Raw genomic sequence first — 3,115 nt, forward strand, 5'->3', positions numbered from 1 at the left:
ATGAAGGCACGCGCTCTTTTAGGAAAACCACGTGCGACATCAACAAATATTCCTGCTATGCCATGGCAAGAGGTTCCTGCATTTTATCAGAGCTTGGATGATAATATCCTTTCAAATTTAGCACTGAAGCTCTTGATTTTGACTGGAGTACGGTCGTATCCATTGCGCTATTTGCGTCTTGAACAAATTGATAAAGATATATGGACGATACCCAAAGAAAATATGAAGGGCATTGTAGGGAAAGTTTCAGATTTTCTCGTGCCATTGAGTAATGAATCTTTAAAAGTGATTGAAAAATCTCTTCCCTTTGAAAAAAATGGTTTTCTCTTTTCTGGTCTTACAGGCAAACCAATTTCTGATGCAAGCATGGCAAAATATATGACAGTTTGTGGTTTGACTTATCGTCCCCATGGTTTTCGTTCCAGTTTACGGGATTAGATAGCAGAAACAACGTCAACACCCTTTGAGATTGCCGAAACTGTTCTTGCGCATTCAGTTGGGAGTTCAGTGACAAAAGCTTATATGCGAACGGATTTTTTAGAGCAACGGCGTGTTCTTTTAGAGCTGTGGGCTAGCTTTATATCGGGAGTGGTTTGACAAAATATTCTAAGGCCATTAGAGCATAAATATAATTATTGTTATTCTACCTTAATGGCAACCCTAAAGCTTTAAAGAAACGTTGATGTCTTTTCTCAGTATCAGCTATGAGCTTACTAAACGAAATAACCTCTATATAGGACTCATAACTCTTATGATATCCAAAATATCCCATATGATCGCCTGATTCTGTTAAATCCCAACGTTTGCAGCACTCTTTTATTTTTGGAGTTAGATCACAGACGACATAACAGTAACCGGGAACTTTTCTATCCAAATTTATTGGACGCCCTTTTGGGGTAAGTACTTTGCCTGCACGAATTTTTTCTAGATAAGTAATGACCTGCAAAATAGGATCTGTTTCGGTACCAGCTTTCGCGTCATCTCTCATGGGACGCTTAATTTCTACTATAGTAAGAGATGCCAAAGTAGGAGATTCTAAACCCTCTTTGCTATCTGATACTAATAAAGGATTCCAATAAATAGAATTATTACATAATTCTAAACTACATATATCAGGTCTTTCCTTTTCCATAGAGCCGGTAATAGACATTTTTTTTTAATGATAAATCAGAAGCTAAATAATCATGAAATACTAATTTTTCGTCTATCAACCACAAGTTACAATTATCCATAGCTACAGAATTAGAATCACACTTCATGGGTACTATGAGTTGATGAATAACGTCTTCTTTAATATATTCTTTACCACCGTCATAAAGAGAATTTAAAGATTCCTTCAAAAGTTCTATGATAGTTTTTCTATGGAATAAGTAATTTGCCAAATCGGACTTTTTAAGATCACATACAGCATTTACATATTTATTAATTCTTGCTGCATAACTATCTGTATTTTCTCCTTGTTGAACTGCTAAAACATTATAACCTTCTTCTAAAATTTCATTTTCTACTCTAGCAAGACATTCATGCAAATATAGTTCCAATTTTTTATCATTTATTTTAGGTGAAATCATATAGTCATTGTCTGTTAAATAGTTTAGGAGTGGACGATAGCGTGGTACTTTATGTATGAACTTTTCAACTATCTCCTTACTGTTTTGAATGTTTTGCTTCAATTCTACAGCTAAATATTTTTGAATGCTTTCATAAATGGCTTGTCGTATTATCGGAAATGATATATTTTTTTTCTTTTAAATAAATCTTCTTGTTTATCTTCAACATTTTCTTCAATATCAAAGCCTATTCTTTCAGAACGTACTCTTTCATCTAAAAAAAGAGAGCTTACATAACAAGAGTAGATAAATTCACCTATATCATCTTGCAGTTTTGATTGCATACCCGGAATTTTCTCAGATAACTTTTCTTTTGTAATAGCTCTATTGCCTGCACAAAAACATAAAGCCTGATTTTCTATGATTTTCTAAAGGTAAGGATCTAAATTTAATATGCATAATAGAAAAATTATAATTTTCTATTTTTATTTTTTCATTTAAAACGGCTCCATGCATGCATTGTTCATATAGATCATTTAATAATATCTTTTCTGTGTCATCTTCAATAGTTATGAAAGGGCAACCACCAGTTCTTGCAAAATACCAGAGACAATGTTCTAAGAGTGCTTTTGCGATAGATTGTAGTTTTTTAGGAATATGATTTTTATATTTTTGGTTTAGACCTGTTAACTCAACAATAGTTTCTCTCTTCGTACAATTATCTTGAAATTCATCTAATTCTTTTATACCTGCAGCAGCATCAAATAAAAATGTGCGCCCTTTTAATCCTCTATCTGTTTCATAAATACTCCTGATTTTTATATTATCAAAAGCTTTAAGCCATAAAAGTCGTCTTATACCATGGCAACCTTTATCTCTTTTATAATCTGAGTCTAAAGTTTTAAATGATTGAAAATTATGATCATTAAAGCCTGTACCATTGTCGATCACTTTAAAACCTACAATTTCTGTCTCGTTTAGTTTTTCTGTATCTTTGTCAAGTGGTAGTGAAGCTTGCTTCGATCTTATGACTGAAACTATAATGTAGCGTGAGGAAAAATCATTTCCTATTTCTTCAATGGAATGAATAGAATTTACAACTGCTTCAAAAAGAGGCAGTAGAGCATGATTTTCTGGTAAAGATGTATTTCTTACGTGGCCACTTAAATTTGTTCTCATTATCCACTCTAATCTATAAAAGACAATCAATTGTGTCGTTTTACAAAGATTTGACTTCCTCTTCATCCTTAAAGGATTAAAATTTCGAAGCTGTTCATATCAAATACAGTTTATTAGAAGCTTTAAATTCATGAAACAATTAATTCAAAGATTAATTCTTTGAAATCCACTGTTTTAAATGTGCAAAGACATTCTCTATCGCCTCCATGAGACGAGCAAAATTAATAATCCATTTTCTAAAGAATTTCGCGCGTCTCAGAGTATGTTTAGAGTCGGATATTTGGTTTTTGTGTAAAAATACTTACTAATGCATCCATAATACGTGAAAAATCAAGTGCTAATAAGAGTATAATGAGTACAATCCATTTTGTATAACGAGACATCAC

General features: G+C 32.6%; 4 protein-coding genes and 1 pseudogene. 1 reads left to right on the forward strand and 4 read right to left on the reverse strand.

Annotated features, from left to right (window positions below; genetic code table 11):
- Positions 1 to 597: pseudogene (locus ACFINO_RS09460) on the forward strand (tyrosine-type recombinase/integrase); the annotation flags it as partial.
- A gap of 46 nt (positions 598 to 643) precedes the next feature.
- On the opposite strand, the gene ACFINO_RS09465 reads toward ACFINO_RS09460, so the two are convergent.
- The 4 genes from ACFINO_RS09465 to ACFINO_RS09480 form a co-directional block, all read right to left on the reverse strand.
- The gene (locus ACFINO_RS09465; protein ID WP_375655553.1) at positions 644 to 1,150 is read right to left on the reverse strand and encodes a hypothetical protein; all 507 of its coding nucleotides are present in this window, start codon (positions 1,148 to 1,150) and stop codon (positions 644 to 646) included.
- On the reverse strand, positions 1,113 to 1,571 hold the full coding sequence (locus ACFINO_RS09470) for a hypothetical protein (RefSeq protein WP_375655555.1): 459 nt from the start codon (positions 1,569 to 1,571) through the stop codon (positions 1,113 to 1,115). The genes ACFINO_RS09465 and ACFINO_RS09470 overlap by 38 nt, the downstream gene beginning before the upstream one ends.
- 149 nt (positions 1,572 to 1,720) lie before the next feature.
- Complete coding sequence (locus tag ACFINO_RS09475; protein WP_375642963.1) at positions 1,721 to 1,894, reverse strand: hypothetical protein; 174 nt, start codon at positions 1,892 to 1,894, stop codon at positions 1,721 to 1,723.
- A 40-nt stretch (positions 1,895 to 1,934) separates the two neighbouring features.
- Complete coding sequence (locus ACFINO_RS09480) at positions 1,935 to 2,729, reverse strand: hypothetical protein (RefSeq protein ID WP_375655557.1); 795 nt, start codon at positions 2,727 to 2,729, stop codon at positions 1,935 to 1,937.
- Positions 2,730 to 3,115 lie beyond the last annotated feature (386 nt).

This window comes from Bartonella sp. AA83SXKL, from assembly GCF_042196965.1.
Lineage (GTDB): Bacteria > Pseudomonadota > Alphaproteobacteria > Rhizobiales > Rhizobiaceae > Bartonella.